Annotated in this window: 19 protein-coding genes; 9 read left to right on the top strand and 10 right to left on the bottom strand. The window is 66.7% G+C overall.

Features of this window, described 5'->3' with window-relative positions:
* Nucleotides 1-114 precede the first annotated feature (114 nt).
* Nucleotides 115-2,775, top strand: a complete 2,661-nt coding sequence (gene mutS, locus ACQ5SP_RS11185; RefSeq protein WP_430938544.1) for a DNA mismatch repair protein MutS — start codon at nucleotides 115-117, stop codon at nucleotides 2,773-2,775.
* Here mutS and grpE read toward each other — a convergent pair.
* Together grpE and hrcA are read right to left on the bottom strand one after the other, a co-directional pair.
* Nucleotides 2,739-3,338: a nucleotide exchange factor GrpE gene (grpE, locus tag ACQ5SP_RS11180; protein ID WP_430938451.1), complete on the bottom strand. Its 600-nt coding sequence runs from the start codon at nucleotides 3,336-3,338 to the stop codon at nucleotides 2,739-2,741. The two genes, mutS and grpE, sit on opposite strands and share 37 nt — an antisense overlap.
* Before the next feature lie 16 nt (nucleotides 3,339-3,354).
* Nucleotides 3,355-4,419 carry a heat-inducible transcriptional repressor HrcA gene (gene hrcA / locus ACQ5SP_RS11175; protein ID WP_430938450.1) on the bottom strand — a complete coding sequence of 355 codons (1,065 nt, stop codon included), beginning with the start codon at nucleotides 4,417-4,419 and terminating at the stop codon, nucleotides 3,355-3,357.
* Between the two features lie 137 nt (nucleotides 4,420-4,556).
* Between hrcA and rph the strand changes: the two genes are divergently transcribed.
* The 4 genes from rph to ACQ5SP_RS11155 are packed head-to-tail and all read left to right on the top strand — an operon-like array spanning nucleotide 4,557 to nucleotide 7,396.
* Nucleotides 4,557-5,273, top strand: a complete 717-nt coding sequence (rph, locus tag ACQ5SP_RS11170; protein WP_430938449.1) for a ribonuclease PH — start codon at nucleotides 4,557-4,559, stop codon at nucleotides 5,271-5,273.
* Between the two features lie 4 nt (nucleotides 5,274-5,277).
* Nucleotides 5,278-5,886 carry an RdgB/HAM1 family non-canonical purine NTP pyrophosphatase gene (gene rdgB, locus ACQ5SP_RS11165; RefSeq protein WP_430938448.1) on the top strand — a complete coding sequence of 203 codons (609 nt, stop codon included), beginning with the start codon at nucleotides 5,278-5,280 and terminating at the stop codon, nucleotides 5,884-5,886.
* Nucleotides 5,846-7,042 (top strand): radical SAM family heme chaperone HemW, encoded by a 1,197-nt coding sequence (gene hemW / locus ACQ5SP_RS11160; RefSeq protein WP_430938447.1) that lies wholly within the window; start codon nucleotides 5,846-5,848, stop codon nucleotides 7,040-7,042. The genes rdgB and hemW overlap by 41 nt, the downstream gene beginning before the upstream one ends.
* Before the next feature lie 3 nt (nucleotides 7,043-7,045).
* Entirely contained in the window at nucleotides 7,046-7,396 is a 351-nt protein-coding gene (locus ACQ5SP_RS11155) for a YbaN family protein (protein WP_430938446.1), read from the top strand.
* Here ACQ5SP_RS11155 and ACQ5SP_RS11150 read toward each other — a convergent pair.
* The 7 genes from ACQ5SP_RS11150 to hemJ all read right to left on the bottom strand — a co-directional run bounded on the left by ACQ5SP_RS11150 (nucleotide 7,374) and on the right by hemJ (nucleotide 14,805).
* Complete coding sequence (locus tag ACQ5SP_RS11150) at nucleotides 7,374-8,303, bottom strand: ParB/RepB/Spo0J family partition protein (protein ID WP_430938445.1); 930 nt, start codon at nucleotides 8,301-8,303, stop codon at nucleotides 7,374-7,376. The two genes, ACQ5SP_RS11155 and ACQ5SP_RS11150, sit on opposite strands and share 23 nt — an antisense overlap.
* A 13-nt stretch (nucleotides 8,304-8,316) precedes the next feature.
* Nucleotides 8,317-9,129, bottom strand: a complete 813-nt coding sequence (locus tag ACQ5SP_RS11145; protein ID WP_430938444.1) for a ParA family protein — start codon at nucleotides 9,127-9,129, stop codon at nucleotides 8,317-8,319.
* Complete coding sequence (gene rsmG, locus ACQ5SP_RS11140; RefSeq protein WP_430938443.1) at nucleotides 9,122-9,742, bottom strand: 16S rRNA (guanine(527)-N(7))-methyltransferase RsmG; 621 nt, start codon at nucleotides 9,740-9,742, stop codon at nucleotides 9,122-9,124. The genes ACQ5SP_RS11145 and rsmG overlap by 8 nt, the downstream gene beginning before the upstream one ends.
* Nucleotides 9,739-11,604, bottom strand: coding sequence for a tRNA uridine-5-carboxymethylaminomethyl(34) synthesis enzyme MnmG (gene mnmG, locus ACQ5SP_RS11135; protein ID WP_430938442.1), 1,866 nt, complete (start codon nucleotides 11,602-11,604; stop codon nucleotides 9,739-9,741). The genes rsmG and mnmG overlap by 4 nt, the downstream gene beginning before the upstream one ends.
* Nucleotides 11,605-11,616: 12 nt before the next feature.
* Nucleotides 11,617-12,909, bottom strand: a complete 1,293-nt coding sequence (gene mnmE / locus ACQ5SP_RS11130) for a tRNA uridine-5-carboxymethylaminomethyl(34) synthesis GTPase MnmE (protein ID WP_430938441.1) — start codon at nucleotides 12,907-12,909, stop codon at nucleotides 11,617-11,619.
* A 34-nt stretch (nucleotides 12,910-12,943) separates the two neighbouring features.
* Nucleotides 12,944-14,215, bottom strand: coding sequence for a transcription termination factor Rho (rho, locus tag ACQ5SP_RS11125; RefSeq protein ID WP_430938440.1), 1,272 nt, complete (start codon nucleotides 14,213-14,215; stop codon nucleotides 12,944-12,946).
* A 140-nt stretch (nucleotides 14,216-14,355) separates the two neighbouring features.
* The gene (hemJ, locus tag ACQ5SP_RS11120; protein ID WP_430938439.1) at nucleotides 14,356-14,805 is read right to left on the bottom strand and encodes a protoporphyrinogen oxidase HemJ; all 450 of its coding nucleotides are present in this window, start codon (nucleotides 14,803-14,805) and stop codon (nucleotides 14,356-14,358) included.
* Between the two features lie 436 nt (nucleotides 14,806-15,241).
* Between hemJ and ACQ5SP_RS11115 the strand changes: the two genes are divergently transcribed.
* From ACQ5SP_RS11115 to dnaQ, 4 genes are read left to right on the top strand one after another with little or no spacing between them, the layout of a single operon-like run.
* A complete protein-coding gene (locus ACQ5SP_RS11115; RefSeq protein ID WP_430938438.1) occupies nucleotides 15,242-15,841 on the top strand; it encodes a Maf family protein in 600 nt (199 codons plus the stop codon).
* Nucleotides 15,838-16,680, top strand: coding sequence for a shikimate dehydrogenase (locus ACQ5SP_RS11110; RefSeq protein WP_430938437.1), 843 nt, complete (start codon nucleotides 15,838-15,840; stop codon nucleotides 16,678-16,680). The genes ACQ5SP_RS11115 and ACQ5SP_RS11110 overlap by 4 nt, the downstream gene beginning before the upstream one ends.
* Complete coding sequence (gene coaE / locus ACQ5SP_RS11105) at nucleotides 16,677-17,285, top strand: dephospho-CoA kinase (RefSeq protein ID WP_430938436.1); 609 nt, start codon at nucleotides 16,677-16,679, stop codon at nucleotides 17,283-17,285. Before ACQ5SP_RS11110 ends, coaE begins: the two co-directional genes overlap by 4 nt.
* 1 nt (nucleotide 17,286) lies before the next feature.
* Entirely contained in the window at nucleotides 17,287-17,970 is a 684-nt protein-coding gene (dnaQ, locus tag ACQ5SP_RS11100) for a DNA polymerase III subunit epsilon (RefSeq protein WP_430938435.1), read from the top strand.
* On the opposite strand, the gene secB is transcribed toward dnaQ, so the two are convergent.
* Nucleotides 17,967-18,476: a protein-export chaperone SecB gene (gene secB / locus ACQ5SP_RS11095; protein WP_430938434.1), complete on the bottom strand. Its 510-nt coding sequence runs from the start codon at nucleotides 18,474-18,476 to the stop codon at nucleotides 17,967-17,969. The genes dnaQ and secB overlap by 4 nt on opposite strands.
* Between the last annotated feature and the right edge of the window lie 62 nt (nucleotides 18,477-18,538).

Genomic DNA, 18,538 nt, shown 5'->3' with positions numbered 1-18,538 from the left:
GCGCGCCCACAACTGATTGCCGGTTTCGGCTTTCCCCCTCCGGGGCGCTTCGCTAGATTCCGGTCCGACAGGTTGGGGGGCCGCGTGAACGTCGAGAAACCGTCCGTAACGCCCATGATGGCGCAGTATCTCGAGTTGAAGGAGCAGTATCCCGACGCGCTGCTCTTCTACCGCATGGGTGATTTCTACGAGATGTTCTTCGAGGATGCCGCGGCGGCGGCCGAGTCGCTCGACATCGCGCTGACCAAGCGCGGCAAGCATCTGGGCCAGGATATCCCGATGTGCGGCGTCCCGGTCCATTCGGCCGAAAGCTACCTTCTGACCCTGATCCGCAAGGGGTTCCGCGTCGCGGTCTGCGAGCAGATGGAAGACCCGGCCGAGGCCAAGAAGCGCGGCTCCAAGGCGGTGGTGAAGCGTGACGTGGTGCGGCTCGTGACCCCCGGCACGCTGACCGAGGACGCGCTTCTGGAGGCCCGCAGCCACAATTTCCTCGCCGCCTTTGCCGAGGTGCGCGACGGCGCCGCGCTGGCCTGGGTCGATATCTCTACCGGGGAGTTTCGCGTGATGCCCTGCGCGGCGGTGCGGCTCGGCCCGCAACTGGCCCGGCTCGCCCCGCGCGAGGTGCTGCTGCCCGAGACGCTCGAGGCCAGCTATCGCGCGGCGGTCGAGGAGACGGGCGCGGCCCTGACCCCGATGGCGCGGGCGAGTTTCGACAGCACGGCCGCGGAAAAGCGTCTGCAGGCGCTTTACGGGGTCGGTGCGCTGGACGGGTTCGGCAGTTTCGGCCGGGCGGAACTGGCGGCGATGGGCGCGATCGTCGAGTACCTGGAGATCACGCAGAAGGGCAAGCTGCCGCTGCTGCGCCCGCCGGTGCGCGAGGCCCAGCACCAGGCCATGCAGATCGACGGCGCGACCCGGCGCAATCTCGAGCTGACCGCCAGCCTGAACGGCGGGCGGGCCGGCTCGCTCCTGGCGGTGATCGACCGCACCGTGACGGCCGGGGGCGCGCGCCTGCTGGAGCGGCGGCTGAGCAGCCCCTCGGCCGATCTGAGGACGGTGCAGACCCGGCAGGACGGGGTAAGCTTCCTGGTCGAGAACGACAGCCTGCGCGACGCGCTGCGCACGGCCCTGCGCCGCATCCCCGACATGGACCGTGCCCTGTCGCGGCTGGCGCTCGAGCGCGGGGGGCCGCGGGACCTGGCCGCGATCCGGGCCGGCCTGACCCAGGCGGCAGGGCTGCCGGCGATCCTCCACGGCGCGGAGCTGCCGGAGATCCTGGCCGAGGCCCTGGCCGAAACGGCGGGCCATAACGCCACCCTCGATCTGCTCGACAGCGCGCTGGTGGCCGAGCCGCCGCTGATGGCCCGCGACGGCGGTTTCGTCGCCGGCGGCTTCGACGGCGATCTCGACGAGGCGCGGACGCTGCGCGACGAGGGCCGCGGCGTGATCGCGGGACTGCAGGCGCAATATATCGACCAGGCCGGGATCAATTCCCTGAAGATCAAGCACAACAACGTGCTGGGCTATTTCATCGAGACGCCGGCCACCCATGCCGGGCGGATGATGAGCCCGCCGCTGTCGGAGACCTTCATCCACCGCCAGACGACCGCCAACGCGGTGCGCTTCACCACGGTCGAGCTGTCCGAGCTGGAGACGAAGATCCTCAACGCCGGAAGCCGCGCGCTGGAGATCGAGAAGCGCATCTTCGAGGCCCTGCGCGCCGCCGTGGTCGACTCGGCCGCCGGCATCGGCGCCGCGGCGCGGGCGCTGGCGGAAATCGACCTCGCCGCCGCGCTGGCGGAGCTTGCCGTCGCCGAGGACTGGTGCCGGCCAGAGATCGACGGCTCGCGCCGGTTCGAGATCGCGGGCGGGCGCCACCCGGTCGTGGAGCGGGCTCTCAAGGCCGAGGGCGCGCCCTTCATCGCCAATGACTGCGCCCTGTCGGATGACGGGGACGGCGCCCATATCTGGCTGCTGACTGGCCCCAACATGGCCGGTAAGTCGACCTTCCTGCGCCAGAACGCGCTGATCGCGATCCTTGCGCAGATGGGGGGCTGGGTGCCGGCCCAAAGCGCATCTATAGGTTTGATATCACAACTTTTTTCGCGCGTGGGTGCATCTGACGACCTGGCGCGTGGCCGGTCCACCTTCATGGTGGAAATGGTCGAGACCGCCGCCATCCTGAACCAGGCCGACGACCGCGCGCTGGTGATCCTCGACGAGATCGGGCGCGGCACCGCGACCTATGACGGGCTCTCCATCGCCTGGGCGACGCTCGAACACCTGCACGAGCAGAACCGCTGCCGCGCGCTCTTCGCGACGCATTACCACGAGCTGACCAAGCTCTCGGCGCGGCTCGACGGGCTGGAAAACGCCACGGTGTCGGTCAAGGAATGGGAAGGGGAGGTCATCTTCCTGCACGAGGTGCACAAGGGCGCCGCGGACCGGTCTTACGGCGTGCAGGTGGCACGGCTCGCCGGGCTGCCGGCAAGTGTCGTGGACCGCGCCCGCGTGGTGCTGGAAGCCCTTGAGAAAGGCGACCGGGAAAAGGGATCCGGCGCCGAAACGCTGGTCGATGACCTGCCGCTGTTTTCGGCCGCGCCGGCGGCGCCCGCCCCGCGAAACAGCGCCGCGGCGCCGTCGCCGGTGGAGAACCGCCTCAGGGCGGCCCATCCCGACGACCTGACGCCGCGCGAAGCCCTGGATCTGGTCTACGAGCTGCGGGGCCTATTGGACGGTCACCCGTCCTCGGACTCCGACCCCTCGTTTTCCTGACCCGCCGGGGTCGAGGACACGCCGACCTGCGCCGGGCGCAGAAGCCTGTCGTGAATGGTGAAGCCCTCGACCATCACCTGCACGATGTTGCCTTGTTTCACGCTGGGCACCGGGGCCTCGAACATGGCCTGGTGAAGCTGCGGGTCGAACGGGTCGCCGACCTGCGGTGAAACGGGCTCGATCCCGTGCTTGGCAAAGGCGTTGACCAGTTCGCGCAGGGTCAGCTCGACGCCCTCGACGACGCTCTTGGCCGTCTCGCGCTCCGCCTCGTCCATCGCGGCGAGCGCACGGTTGAGGTTGTCGTAGACGGGCAGAAGGTCCCGGGCCAGCTTGGTGCCGCCGTAGATCTCGGCTTCGCGGCGGTCGCGCTCGCCACGCTTGCGCACGTTCTCGGCATCGGCCATAGCGCGCAGCAGGCGATCCTTCAGTTCGTCCCGCTCGGCGCGGAGCGCGTCCGTCTCGCCATCCTCGGCCAGGGCGTCCAGCCCCTCGCCTTCGGCGGGGGCCGTCTCTTCCGCGACCGCTGTCTCTTCTGCCATTTCGTCCCGTTTCGGTTCGGACATTCCTGTCACCTCTTGCTCAGCTCTGGTCGGACAGGGCCCTGCCGACCAATTGCGCCGTGTAGTCCACGATGGGAACGATCCGCCCGTAATTCAGCCGGGTCGGTCCGATCACGCCCACGGCGCCGACAATCTTCCGGTCCGCGTTCATATATGGAGAGACCACCAGAGAGGAACCCGATAACGAAAAAAGTTTGTTCTCTGCGCCGATGAAAATGCGCACGCCGTCGCCTTCCTCGGTCAGTTCGAGGAACTGGGCGATGTCGCGCTTGCGCTCGAGGTCGTCGAAAAGCTCGCGCACCCGCGCCAGGTCTTCCGCCGCCTCCATCTCTTCGAGCAGATTCGCCCGGCCGCGCACGATCAGCCGTTCATGCAGCACGCCCTCGTTTTCCCAGACGGCCAGCCCGTTCTCGACCATCTGCTGGGCGAGAATGTCCAGCTCTCGCCGGCGGTCGGCGATGTCGCGCTCCATGACCGCGCGCAGTTCCGACAGCGTCTTGCCCTCGGCCACGGCGTTCAGGAAATTCGCCGCCTCGCGCATCGCGGACGGGGTCTGCCCGATCGGCGGGGTGAAGATCCGGTTCTCGACATGACCGTCGGCGGTCACCAGCACCACCAGCGCGCGGTCCGGACCCAGCGCGACGAATTCCACGTGCTTGATCGGCGCCTCGTGCTTGGGCGCCAGCACCAGGCTCGCACCCTGGGTCAGGCCCGACAGCATCGATCCCGCACGGTCCAGCATGGTCGACATGTCGCGCTTGTCGTTGCCGATCGTGTTCTCGATCTGCATCCGCTCCTCGGCCGAGATATCGCCCACCTCGAGCAGCCCGTCGACGAACAGGCGCAGCCCGACATGCGTGGGCACGCGGCCGGCCGAGATATGCGGGCTGTCGAGCAGGCCGAGATACTCGAGATCCTGCATCACGTTGCGGATCGTCGCCGGCGAGACCTTTTCGGTCATCGACCGCGCCAGCGTGCGCGAGCCGACGGGCGCGCCGGTGTCGAGATACGCCTCGACCAGCCGCCGGAAAACCTCGCGGCTGCGCTCGTTCATTTCTGCCAACAGGCTGGACCCGTCGTTCATTGCCTCGAACCTGCCTGGTGCATCACGGCTGCCGGCCATTAAACCGCGCCCGCCGCCAAGATCAATCGGGACATTGCCCTTTACTCGTGCAGGGCGCTGTGGGTATGTGGCGACAGCCTGCAATACAAGGATTTTTCATGCGTCCCTCTGGTAGACAGATAGATGAAATGCGCCCGATTTCAATCGAGACGGGCGTCACGAAACATGCCGAAGGCGCGGTCATGATCCGCATGGGCGACACCCATGTGCTGTGCACCGCGACCATCGAGGATCGCGTGCCGCCCTTCCTGAAGAACAGCGGCCTCGGCTGGGTCACGGCGGAATACGGCATGCTGCCCCGCGCGACGAACACCCGCATGCGCCGCGAGGCCGCCGCCGGCAAGCAGGGCGGCCGCACCGTGGAAATCCAGCGCCTGATCGGGCGGTCGCTGCGGGCGGGTATCGACCGCGTGGCGCTCGGCGAACGCCAGATCACCGTGGACTGCGACGTGATCCAGGCCGATGGCGGCACGCGCTGCGCGGCCATTACCGGCGGCTGGGTCGCGCTGCGGCTGGCGGTGAACAAGCTTCTCAAGGCCGGCATGGTGACGTCGGACCCGCTGATCGACCACGTGGCGGCGATCAGCTGCGGGATCTATGGCGGCCAGACCGTGCTGGATCTCGACTATGCCGAGGACAGCGAGGCCGCGACGGACGCCAATTTCGTGATGACGGGGCGGGGCGGCTTCGTCGAGGTTCAGGGCTCCGCCGAAGGCGCGCCCTTCTCGCGCGACGCGCTGGATCAGCTGCTCGACATGGCCGCCAAGGGCGTCGACGAGCTTGTCGCGGCCCAGACGGCCGCCGTGGCGGGCTGATCCGATGCGCGCACTGGGCGATACGCTGGTCATCGCGACCCATAACGCGGGCAAGCTGCGCGAGATCGGCGCGCTTCTGGCGCCGTATGGCATCGCCGTGACATCGGCCGGCGAGCTCGGGCTCGAGGAGCCGGAGGAGACCGAAGAGACCTTCGCCGGCAATGCCCGGATCAAGGCCCACCACGCCGCCCGCGAGAGCGGCCTTCCGGCGCTTTCCGACGACAGCGGGATCGAGGTCGACGCGCTCGATGGTCAGCCCGGTGTCCACACCGCCGACTGGGCGGAAACCCCGGCCGGGCGCGATTTCCCGATGGCGATGGAAAAGGTCTGGCAGCGGCTCGAGGAAAAGGGCGCCCCCGAGCCCCGCACCGCACGGTTTCGCTGCACGCTCTGCGTGGCTTGGCCCGACGGCGAAGACGCCCTATTTGAAGGCAAGGTCGAGGGCCGTGTCGTCTGGCCCATGCGCGGCGACAGGGGCTTCGGCTTCGACCCGGTCTTCCTGCCCGCGGGAGAGACCGAAACCTTCGGCGAAATGGACCCGGCGAAAAAGCACGGGATGAGCCATCGTGCAGATGCCTTCAGAAAATTCGTCGCCGCCTTCTTTGACGGCTGAGGACTGGCAGGCCGGGGGGTTCGGGCTCTATCTCCACTGGCCCTTCTGCCAGGCCAAATGCCCCTATTGCGACTTCAATTCCCATGTCGTGGCCACCATCGACCAGGCACGCTGGCAGCGCGCCTACCTGTCCGAGATCGACCGGCTCGGCGCCGAAACGCAGGGCCGCGTGCTGCGATCCGTGTTTTTCGGCGGCGGCACCCCCAGTCTCATGGATCCCGACCTCGTCGCCGCGATCCTGGACCGCGTGCGGGCGACATGGGCCACGGCCAATGACTTCGAAGTCACGCTCGAGGCCAACCCCACCTCGGTGGAAGCCGGACGGTTTGCCGGCTACAGGGCCGCGGGCGTGGACCGGGTGTCGATGGGACTCCAGGCGCTGAATGACGACGACCTGCGCCGTCTGGGGCGGCTGCACAGCGCCGCCGAGGCCCGCGCCGCCTTCGACGTGGCGCGGCAAAGCTTCGCCCGGGTCAGCTTCGATCTGATCTACGCCCGCCAACACCAGACCCTTGCGGCCTGGCAGGCCGAACTGCGCGAGGCGCTGGCGATGGCGGCCGATCACCTGTCGCTCTACCAGCTGACCATCGAACCCGGCACGGCCTTCGGGCGACTCCACGATGCGGGGCGGCTTGCCGGGCTGCCCGACGACGATCTCGGCGCCGACATGTACGCGGCGACGCAAGAGATCTGCGCCGCGGCGGGGCTACCGGCCTACGAGGTCTCGAACCATGCCGTGCCGGGCGCGGAATCGCGCCACAACCTGATCTACTGGCGGTACGGCGACTATGCCGGGATCGGCCCCGGCGCCCATGGCCGCCTGACGCTGTACGGGCAGCGCTACGCCACCGAAACCCCGCTGGCCCCCGGCGCCTGGCTCGAGGCGGTCGAGACCGGCGGCAACGGCGAACGCCCGCGCAATGCGCTGTCCGCATCCGATCAGGCCGCTGAATACCTGATGATGGCCTTGCGCATGGCCGAAGGCGTGGATCTGCGCCGGTTGCGTCAGCTGGATCAGGACTACGTCGATATCAATAAAATCAATAGCTTACAGGAATTGAACATGGTCGAGCTCCGGGAGGAATCGCTCCGCCTCACGCCGGCCGGTCGTCCTGTCCTGAATGCCGTGCTGCGCAATCTTCTGGGCGGGGACTGAGGCATGCGCTGGCTCTGGCTGGCGTTCGGGCTGATCTGTCTGGGAATTGGGCTGGTCGGGACCGTCCTGCCGCTGGTGCCCACCGTGCCGCTGGTGCTGCTTGCCGCCTATGCCTTCGCGCGGTCGTCCGAACGGCTCCATGACTGGCTTGTGCGCCATCCCAGGCTGGGCCCGCCGCTGGAAGACTGGCGGCGCTTCGGCGCGATCCGCCGCCCGGCCAAGCGGATCGCCACGATCTCCGTGCTGATCGCGTTCGGGATCTCCGTTTTGCTGGGTGTACGCCCGGCGATACTGGCGGTTCAGGCGGTCGTGCTCGGCGGGGTGCTCGTCTTTATATGGAGTCGTCCGGGCTGACGTTCCCGAGAAGCCGGCAAAGCCGGTCGAGATCGTCCAGCGTGCCGTAGCGGATCGTCACCGCCCCCGCCTCGCCGCCGGGCTTGTGATCGACCACCACCTTCAGTCCCAGATTCGCGGACAGGTCGGCCTCCAGCGCGCGGGTATCGGCATCTTTCTCGCCGCCCTGCTGGCGCTGCCGCGGCTTGCCGGTCCCCTTGGGTTTTTTCGCGAGCCGCTCCACCTCGCGCACCGAGAGGCCCTTTTCCACCGTCTTGCGCGCAAGGCCGGTCGGATCATCCGCGGTGATCAGTGCCCTGGCATGTCCCGCGCTTATCTTTCCGTCCCGCAGATAACCCAGGATTTCCTCGGGCAGGCCCAGCAGGCGCATGACATTGGCGATATGGCTGCGGCTCTTGCCGAGCGCCCTGGCGAGGTTTTCCTGCGTGTGACCGAAGCGATCCATCAACTGGCGATACCCCATCGCCTCTTCGACGGCGTTCAGATCGGCGCGCTGGATGTTCTCGATGATCGCGACCTCGAGAACCTCGGTATCGTCGAGATCGCGGATCAGCACCGGCAGGTCGTGCAGCTGCGCAAGCTGCGCCGCGCGCCAGCGCCGTTCGCCGGCGACGATCTGGAAGGTTCCGTCGACGCTGGGATCGGGACGCACGATCAGCGGCTGGATGACGCCCTTTTCCCGGATCGAGGCGGCGAGTTCCTCGAGATTTTCCTGCACGAAATCGCGCCGGGGCTGGTCCGGATTCGGGGCAAGTTTCTCGATCGGGACATAGGTGTCGGGGCGCGGCAGGGCGCCCTGCCCCGACTCTTCGGCCGTGTCGCCATCCTGCGCCTCGAGGTTGACATCTGCCATGAGGGCGGACAGCCCGCGGCCAAGTCCCCGGTTTTTCTGGTTTTTCTTGCTCATTCCCACCCCTTCGTCAGGCCGCGACCGCAGCGGCGTGCTTGTCGAGCAGCTCTTTGGCAAGGGCGCGATAGGCCTGGCTGCCCTTGGACTGCGTGTCGTACATCAGCGCCGGCATCGCGAAGGAGGGCGCCTCGCTCAGACGGACGTTGCGCGGGATGACGGTCTTGAAGACCAGTTCGCCCAGCGTGTCGCGGGCATCCGATTCGACCTGCCGGGACAGGTTGTTACGGCTGTCATACATCGTCAGGACGACGCCCTCGATCCGCAGGTTGGCATTGGCCGTCTGCCGGACCTCGCGAACCGTCAGCATCAGTTGCGACAGCCCCTCGAGCGCGAAGAATTCGCATTGCAGGGGCACCAGCACGGAATGGGCCGCAACCATCGCGTTGACCGTCAACATGTTGAGAGATGGCGGACAGTCGATCAAGATATAGTCGAATCCGTATGTCGACAGCGCCTGTTGGCGCAACGCGTTGCGCAGCAGGAAGACACGCCGCTCCTTGGAGACGAGCTCCACATCGGCCGAGCTGAGGTCTGTGGTCGCCGGCGCGATACAGAGATTCTCGACATCGGTTTCCTGCACGACCGACTCGATCGCGGCCTCTTCCAGCAGCAGGTCGTAGGTTGTCATGCGCCGCCGGTCGAGATCGACACCAAGGCCGGTCGAGGCGTTGCCCTGCGGATCGATATCCAGCAGCAGCACCCGTTTCCCCGCCTCGGCCAGCGCGGTGCCCAGGTTGATGGCCGTCGTGGTCTTGCCCACCCCGCCCTTCTGGTTCGCGACCGCGATGATTCTGGGCCGACGGCCCGTTCCGGACTCAGACACGGCTGATGCCTCCGATCTTGAGAATGACGCCTGCGCTGTCGGTGCGGCTTGGATATTTCTGAACCTCGAAGCGCCAGGTTTCAAGGGCCGCCGCGATCTCTTGCGCATGCTGGGCCCCTTTCGGGAGAAGCGCCACGCCGCCTTCTACCAGATGTTGTTGCGCCAAGGGTAACAACCGCAATAGGGGGGCCAGGGCACGTGCCGAGACGACATCCGCCTGCAGGCTCGGCAGCGACTCGGCGCGCGCCGTGCGAATGTCCACGGCGATGCCGGTTTCCTGCGCGGCCCGGACCAGGAAGGCCGATTTGCGTGCATCGCTCTCGACAAGGGTGACGGAAAACCCGGGCCGTTCCGCCGCGGCGAGGATCGCAACGATCATCCCGGGAAATCCGCCCCCGGATCCGAGATCGGCCCAGCGCTGCGCCTGCCCCGGCGCGAGGTCGAAAAGCTGTGCGGAATCAAGGAAATGGCGCGTCCAGAGATCCGCGAGGCTGGCCCTGGAGACGAGATTGATTGCCGGGTTCCACTTGGCCAGCAAGGCCGCGTAGATATCCAGACGCTCCAGTGTTTCACGTGAAACATCGCGCGCGGCCAGAAAGGCGTCGCGGCTCATGCGCTGCGACGGGCCGCGTTCTGCCGAAGCCGCGACAGGATCAGGGTCAGCGCCGCGGGCGTCATCCCGTCGATCCGGCCGGCCTGCCCCAGCGTCAGGGGCCGGACCTGTTCGAGCTTGCCGCGCAGTTCGTGGGACAGCCCGTTGACCGCCGCGTAATCGAAATCCGCCGGAATCGCCTGGGCCTCGTCCCTCTGCAACGCAGCCACGTCGTTTTTCTGGCGTTCGATGTATTGCGCGTAAAGCGCGTCGCGCTCCACCTGCCTGCGGATCTCGGGCGCGATATCCTCGAGCGCCGGCCAGACCTCGGCAAGGCGCGCGAAATCGATGTCCGGAAAGGCCAGGAGATCCATCCCGGTCCGGCGCGTGCCGTCCTCGCCGACCTTCAGCCCGGCCGACCGCGCCTCTTTCGGGGTGAGGCTGTGCGCTTCGAGCGTGGTTCGGGCCGCGTCGAGCTCCGCCATCTTGGTCTCGAAGGCCACCCGGCGCTCGGATCCCACGCAACCGAGCGACAGGCCCAGCGGAGTCAGCCGCTGATCGGCATTGTCCGCCCGCAGCGACAGCCGGAACTCCGCCCGCGAGGTGAACATCCGGTACGGCTCGGTCACACCGCGCGTTACGAGATCGTCGACCATGACGCCGATATAGGAGTCGGCGCGGCTGAAAATGACGGGCTCTCGCCCCTGTATCTCGCGTGCCGCATTCAGACCGGCCACAACACCTTGTGCCGCGGCCTCCTCGTAACCCGTGGTCCCGTTGATCTGGCCGGCCAGGTAAAGACCGGGCACGGACTTGACCGCCAGCGTCGGCGCCAAGGCGCGGGGATCGACGTAATCATACTCGATCGCGTAGCCCGGTTGCACGATGCGGGCACTCTCAAGCCCGGCGATCGAGCGCACATAGTCTTCCTGCACGGCCTCGGGCAGCGATGTCGAGATCCCGTTAGGATAGACCGTGGTGTCGTCCAGCCCCTCCGGTTCCAGGAAGATCTGGTGCGAGTCCTTCTCGGCAAAGCGCACGATCTTGTCCTCGATGGACGGGCAGTACCGGGGGCCCACGCCCTCGATATGGCCGCCATACATCGCCGATTTTTCAAGGTTGCGGCGAATGATCTCGTGGGTTCGGGAATTCGTGTGGGTGATCGCGCAGGACACCTGCCGGACGAAGGGCCGGTCCGACAGGAAGGAGAACATCACCGGATTTTCGTCTCCAGGCTGGGCCTCGAGGCTGTCCCAGTCGATGGTTCGGCCGTCGAGGCGCGGTGGCGTGCCCGTTTTCAACCGTCCCAGCGGCAGATCGAAGGAATCGATCCTCTCGGCAAGCCGGATCGCGGGCTTGTCGCCCATGCGCCCGCCCGGGCGCGAGACGTCGCCGATATGGATGACGCCGCGCAGAAAGGTCCCGGTGGTCAGCACCACGGCCCCGGCGGAAAGCCGGCTGCCATCGGCCAGCGCCACGCCTGCGACGCGATCGCCCTGCATCACGAAATCCGTCGCTTCGCCCTCGACCACGGTCAATCCCGGCGTCGCCGCGATCTCGCGCTGCATCTCCGTGCGGTATATCTTGCGGTCGGATTGCGCCCGCGGGCCCTGCACCGCGGGACCCTTGCGGCGGTTCAGCAGCCGGAACTGGATACCGGCCTTGTCCGCAACGCGCCCCATGACGCCGTCCAGCGCGTCGATCTCGCGGACCAGATGGCCCTTGCCAAGGCCCCCGATGGCCGGGTTGCAGCTCATCACCCCGATGGAGTCGAAGCGCAGAGTGACCAGCGCGGTGCGCGCGCCCATCCGGGCCGCGGCATGCGCCGCGTCCGTTCCGGCGTGCCCGCCGCCGATCACAACCACGTCGAAATCATGTTTCACGTGAAACAATCCTCATTTTCCCAGGCAGAAACTGGCAAAGATCTCGTCCAGCAGGTGTTCGACATCCACCCGGCCGATCAGCGAGTCCAGCGCCCGGATCGCCCGGCGCAGCTCCTCTGCCGCGAATTCTGCCCTGTCCGGGCCCCTACATACTTCACTCCGGGCCGATTCCATAGCCCCAAGGGCAGACTCGATCGCCAGCCGGTGACGCTCATGGGTCGCTGTCGCCGCACCGGAGGCCCGGTTTTCGAGAATGGATGTAATCCTGTCGATCAGCGCCGCAAGACCCGCGCCCGTCTTGCCCGACACCGGAAGGCCCCGGTCAGCGGCCCCCAGGTCGGCCTTGGCCGCGACGAGAATGTCGTCCCCGCCGGGTTCAAGCCCTGAAAACCCGGCCTCGCCCACGCCGAGAAACACCCGGAGATCGGCCTCCCGCGCGCGCGTCACGGCACGTTCAATCCCGATCCCTTCTACTACATCTTGTGTCTCACGCAGGCCTGCAGTGTCCAATATGGTAACAGGCAAGCCGTGCAGATCCATGCGGACCTCGATCACGTCACGTGTCGTGCCCGCGATTTCCGACGTGATCGCCGCCTCCCGGCCGGCCAGCGCGTTCAACAGGGTGGACTTCCCGGCATTGGGCGGACCCACGATCGCGACCTCGAACCCGTCGCGGATGCGTTCGGAAACCCGGGCCCCGGCGGCCTCGGCCTTTAGATCGGCCGCGACGCCGTCCACGAGATCCAGCACCTCGGGCGTGACGTCGACCGGGACGTCTTCGTCGGCGAAGTCGATCGTGGCCTCCAACAATGCCGCCGCGCGGATCAGCCGGGATCGCCAGCCTTCGGCCAGCGCGCCCAGCGCACCCTCGAGGACACGGAGCGCCTGGCGCCGCTGCGCCTCCGTTTCCGCCTCGATGAGATCACCCAGGCCCTCGACCTGGGCGAGGTCCAGGCGCCCGTTCATCAATGCCCGCCGCGTGAATTCCCCCGGATCGGCCAGGCGCACCCCCTGCTGGGAGCCAAGCTCGCGCAGAACGGCCCTGACGATTGCCGGGCTGCCGTGCAGGTGGAATTCCACGACCGGCTCGCCGGTAAAGCTTGCGCCGGTCTCGAAGGCCAGCACCAGCGCTTCGTCGAGATGTGCACCGGATGCGTCGCACAGGGTCCGCAGGCCGGCCTTCCGGGCCGGCGGCAGGGATCCACAGAGCCGGCGCGCGGCATCCTGTGCCGCGGGGCCCGACAGGCGGATCACCGCGACCCCCGCCTTGCCGCGGGCACTTGCCAATGCGTAGATCGTATCCATGGGTCTCGCGCCCCCGGCGCCGGACCGGCGACGCTTAGGTGTTCATGGAGTCGAAGAACTCGTCGTTGGTCTTCGTCTGCTTCAGTTTCGACAGCAGGAACTCGATCGCGTCGGTCACGCCCATCGGGTTCAGGATCCGCCGCAGAACGAACATTTTCTGCAAATCTCCTTTGGGAACAAGGAGTTCCTCTTTCCGTGTGCCGGATTTGAGAATGTCTATCGCCGGGAAGACACGCTTGTCGGCCACCTTGCGGTCGAGGATCAGTTCCGAGTTGCCGGTGCCCTTGAACTCTTCGAAAATCACCTCGTCCATGCGCGAGCCGGTGTCGATCAGCGCCGTCGAGACGATGGTGAGCGAGCCGCCCTCCTCGATGTTCCGGGCCGCCCCGAAGAAACGCTTGGGCCGTTGCAGCGCATTGGCGTCCACGCCCCCGGTCAGAACCTTGCCCGAGGACGGCACCACCGTGTTGTAGGCGCGGCCCAGGCGCGTGATCGAGTCGAGCAGGATCACGACGTCCCGCTTGTGTTCGACGAGGCGCTTGGCCTTCTCGATCACCATCTCCGACACCGCGACGTGGCGCGTGGCAGGTTCGTCGAAGGTCGAGGAGATTACCTCGCCCTTCACGTTCCGCTGCATGTCGGTCACCTCTTCCGGGCGCTCGTCGATCAGCAGGACGATCAGGTAGCACTCGGGATGATTGCGCTCGATCGAATGGGCGATGTTTTGCAACAGCACGGTCTTACCGGTCCGCGGCGGTGCGACGATCAGGCTCCGCTGGCCCTTGCCGATGGGCGCGACCAGGTCGATCACGCGGGCCGAGCGATCCTTGATCGTCGGATCGTCGATTTCCATGGTCAGGCGCTCATCGGGGTAGAGCGGCGTCAGGTTGTCGAAATGCACCTTGTGGCGCGCGTTCTCGGGATCTTCGAAATTGATCTTCGTGACCTTGGTAATCCCGAAATACCGCTCGTTCTCGCGCGGGGCGCGGATCACGCCCTCCACCGTGTCACCGGTGCGCAGCGCGAACTGGCGGATCACATCCGGGCTGACATAGATGTCGTCCGGACCGGGAAGGTAGTTCGCCTCGGGCGAGCGCAGAAAGCCGAAACCGTCCTGCATCACTTCGAGCACGCCGTCGCCGGAAATCTCCCAGCCTTCTTCCGCGCGGGCCTTCAGGATGGCGAACATCATGTCGCCCTTGCGCATCGAGGACGCGGCTTCGATTTCCAGCTCTTCGGCCTGTGCCAGCAGCTCGGCCGGGCTTTGTGCCTTGAGATCGGACAGGAAAAGTTGATTTTCGGACATAGGTCTCGCCTGGATACGGGGAATTGCGTCACCCGAAGGCCATGGCCTTCGACGGGAGCGATATTCTGGATTGGCGTCATGGCCGGACGGCCGGACGCCGCTGCTTTACACCCTCGGGCGTCTGCCTGTCAAACGCAGCTTCAGAATTTGACGATCACCGCGATCACGATGACGATCATCAGGAGCGTCGGAAGCTCGTTCATCATCCGGAAGCCACGCCCCGAGACCGTGCAGGTTCCCGCGGCCAGTTCCTTCCGCCGCAGCCCGAGCCAGTGGTGAAACCAGGTCATCGCGATCACCGCCGCCGCCTTGGCCCAGGGCCAGATCATGCCCCAGTCCACGATGCCGGGCGTGAACACCAGGGCCAGACCGAAGACCCAGGTGGCGATCATCGCCGGGTTCATGATGAGACGCAGCAGCTTGGATTCCATCACCTCGAGCGTTCCGGTCAGCGCGGGTCCCTCCGACGCACGTTCGGTGTGATAGACGAACAGCCGGGGCAGGTAGAAGATCCCGGCCATCCAGGTGATCACCGCGATCACATGCAGGGATTTCGTCCAGGGATAGAGCGTGGCCAGCCAGTCGGTCATTTTCTCAGCTCTTGGCGATCAGGTGTCCGGACCTTCCTTAAAAGAATAAAAGAGTAATTGAAAAGATGATGTTGTTGTATGCGCTGGGGATGAGTGGGAATTCCCGACTTCTGCACAGATCCACATGGCGGGAACCGGGGGTTGGACAGTGCGGGAACAAGGTTATACAGCCTTGGGGATCGTTCCAGATTACGACTTATAATCAATGGTTTAAGTAATTTACCCCCGTGGATGTCACGCCCGTTTTTAGGGTTCCGCCCCCGACTATGCCGCCTATGGCGCGAGAGACTCACAGGCGGGAAAAATATCGCCCACGGTGGATAAGCCGGGTCGGTTTCTTGACATAGCGGGCGCAATTCGCCGATGCCCTGTCAGGGGGCGCAGTTGCCCCCTCTTGTACCGGGGTTCGCATGCCAGTCATCCACAGAGTCTTCCCATGAGCAGCCCGATCGTCCTGGCGTCGGGATCGGCGATCCGCCAGACCCTTTTGGCCAATGCCGGCGTGCGGTTCACCGCGGACCCGGTCCGGCTGGACGAAGACGCGATCCGCGCCAGCCTCACCGCCGACGGCGCGCCGCCGCGCGATATCGCCGATGCCCTGGCCGAAGCCAAGGCGCGCCGCGGGGCGGCGCGGTCGCCATCGGCGCTGGTCATCGGCTGCGACCAGGTGCTGGCGTTCGAGGATCGGATCCTGGCCAAGCCCGCGGATCTCGACGAGGCGGCGGACCAGCTGCGGATGCTGCGCGGCAAGCGTCACATGTTGCTGTCGGCGGCGGTGATTTACGAGGACGGACAGCCGGTCTGGCGGCATATCGGACAGGTGCGACTGGTCATGCGGCCGTTTTCCGATACATATTTGCAGGACTACCTGGCCCGGCAGGGCGCATCCGTGCTGGACTCTGTCGGTGCTTACAAGCTGGAGGAAGAGGGCGTGCGTCTCTTCGCGCAGGTCGATGGTGATTACTTCACCGTGCTGGGGCTGCCGCTGTTGCCGCTCCTGAACTATCTGACCACTCGGGGGGTGCTGGAAGGATGACGGCGCAGGGCGAACAGATCCCGCTGGCGGGCGTTATCGGCCAGCCGATCCATCACAGCAAATCGCCGGCGCTGCACGCTCACTGGCTCGGGCGTTACGGGATCAGGGGTCATTACATCCCGATGCCCGTCGCGGCCGAGGATCTTTCCGACGTGTTGCGCGCCTTGCCCCGGATGGGCTTTCGCGGGGTCAACATCACCATCCCGCACAAGGAAGTCGCGGTGACGCTGGCCGACAGCGTATCGGACCGGGCGGCGCTGATCGGCGCCGCGAACACGCTGACGTTCCGGGCCGACGGCAGCATCCATGCCGACAACACGGACGGCTACGGGTTCGTCGCCAATCTCAAGCAGAACGCGTCCGGCTGGCGGGCGGCCGCGGGCCCGGCCATCGTTCTCGGCGCGGGCGGCGCGGCGCGGGCGGTGATCTCGGCCTTGCTGAACGAGGGCGTGCCCCGGATCGTCCTGACGAACCGGACCCGGGCGCGGTCGGACATGCTCAAGGATCATTTCGGCGGCCGGATAAAGGTGGTCGACTGGACCCGCGTGGCGGAGTTCATGGAAGAGGCCGCGACCCTGGTGAACACCACGTCGCTGGGCATGACGGGCAAGCCCGAGCTGAGCGTCGATATCTCCGGTCTGCCGACCACGGCGCTGGTCACCGATATCGTCTACACACCGCTTCGAACCGGTCTCCTCGAGCGGGCGCAGGCGCATGGCTGCCAGACGGTCGACGGGCTGGGCATGCTGATTCACCAGGCGGTGCCGGGTTTCGAGACCTGGTTCGGACAGCGCCCCGAGGTCGACGACGCGGTGCGCTCGGTGGTTCTGAACGCATGAGCGATGACCGTCCGTTCGTCCTGGGCCTGACCGGGTCCATCGGGATGGGCAAGTCCACCACGGCAGGGCTCTTCCGCGCCGCCGGCGTCCCGGTATGGGACGCGGACGCCGCGGTGCATCGCGCCTATTCCGCCGGCGGCGCCGCCGTCGAACCGATCCGCGCGCTCTGCCCGGACGCGATCGTCGACGGGGCCGTGGACCGCGCCGTGCTCAAGGCCTGGATCGCCGAGGATCCCGAAGCCCTTTCCAGGATCGAGGCGGCTGTGCACCCCCTTGTGGCCGAGGATCGCAAGGCGTTTCTCGCCGATGCCGCGGCCGCGGGCGCGCCGGTTGTGGTGCTGGACATTCCGCTCCTGTTCGAGACCGGTGGCGCGGCGCTGGTCGATGCCGTCGTGGTGGTCTCCGTGCCGCCAGAGGTTCAGCGCGCGCGGGTGCTGGCCCGGCCGGGCATGACGGAGACCCATTTCGATCGGATCCTGGCCAAGCAGATGCCGGATGCCGAGAAGCGCCGCCGCGCCGATTACGTCATCGAAACCCGGACCCTTGATGCGGCGCGCGCGGCGGTGCAAGAACTGATCGGGAAGCTGACGGCAAGGCGGGGCTGAGATGCGCGAGATCGTGCTCGATACCGAAACCACGGGGCTGGACCCGACGACGGGCGACCGGATCGTGGAAATCGGCGCGCTGGAGCTTCACAACCATGTCGCCACGGGGCGCACCTACCACCAGTACATCAATCCGCAGCGCGCCATGCCGGCCGAGGCCTTCGCCGTGCACGGCCTGGGTGACGAGTTCCTGCGCGACCAGCCGGTTTTCACCGACGTGGTCGATGCCTTCATCGATTTCGTGGGTGACGCGAAACTGGTGATCCACAACGCCAGCTTCGACATGCGGTTCATCAATGCCGAGCTTGAATGGGCCCGCCGTCCCGCAATCCCGCTGGAGCGGGCGGTCGATACGCTGGAAATCGCCCGGCGCAAGTTCCCGGGCGCGGGAAATTCGCTCGATGCGCTCTGCCGTCGCTTCGGCGTCAACAATGCCGCGCGCACGCTGCATGGCGCGCTTCTGGACTCGGAGCTTCTCGCGGAGGTCTACCTGGAGCTTATCGGCGGCCGCCAGCCCGATTTCGGGCTGGCCGCGACCACGCGCGGCGGCACCGGCGCCGGCGGCACGGACTGGGCGCCGGGCCCGCGTCCGCGCCCCCTGGCTTCGCGCCTGACCAGGGCCGAGGCCGAAGCCCACGAGGCGTTCGTGGCGGACCTCGGCGACAAGGCGCTCTGGGCCCGTTAGTTGGGCTGCGTCTGCTGGCTTTCCGCCTGGCGCTGCGCGATCTGCTGGCGGTAGAGCTGGACGAAGTCGATATTGTCCAGGTTCAGCGGCGGGAAGCCGCCGTCGCGCGTCACGTCGCTGACGATCCGGCGGATATAGGGGAAGATCATCCGCGGGCATTCGATCAGAAGGTAGGGATGCAGCTGCTCGCTGGGCACGTTCTCGACCTGGAAGACACCGCCGTATTCCAGTTCCAGCAGGAAGATCGGGTCGCCCTCTTCCTTGGTCTTCGACGTGATGGAGATCTTGACGATCACGTCATACTGGTTGTCCTGCTGGCGCTTGCGCGCGTCCATGCCGACCTGGACCGATATTTCGGGCTGGGTCTGGCCCTGCAGGCTCTTCTGCGCCGCGATGTTCTCGAAGGACATGTCGCGGATGAACTGGCCCAGGATCTGCATCCGGGGCTGCTGCGGGGGCTGCGACGCCTGCGCGTCGCCGTTGCCATTGTCTTGGGTCTCGGCCATCGGTCTCTCCTGGCGGCTGGGCACTCGAAATCGGGGGTTCGTCTAGCAGGTTGGGGCGGGAC

This window comes from Rhodovulum sp. YNF3179, assembly GCF_050586465.1.
In the GTDB taxonomy this organism is placed as follows: domain Bacteria; phylum Pseudomonadota; class Alphaproteobacteria; order Rhodobacterales; family Rhodobacteraceae; genus CAJXYS01.
The sequence above is the reverse complement of the archived record's forward strand: the minus strand, read 5'-3'. Positions and strand labels throughout refer to the sequence as shown.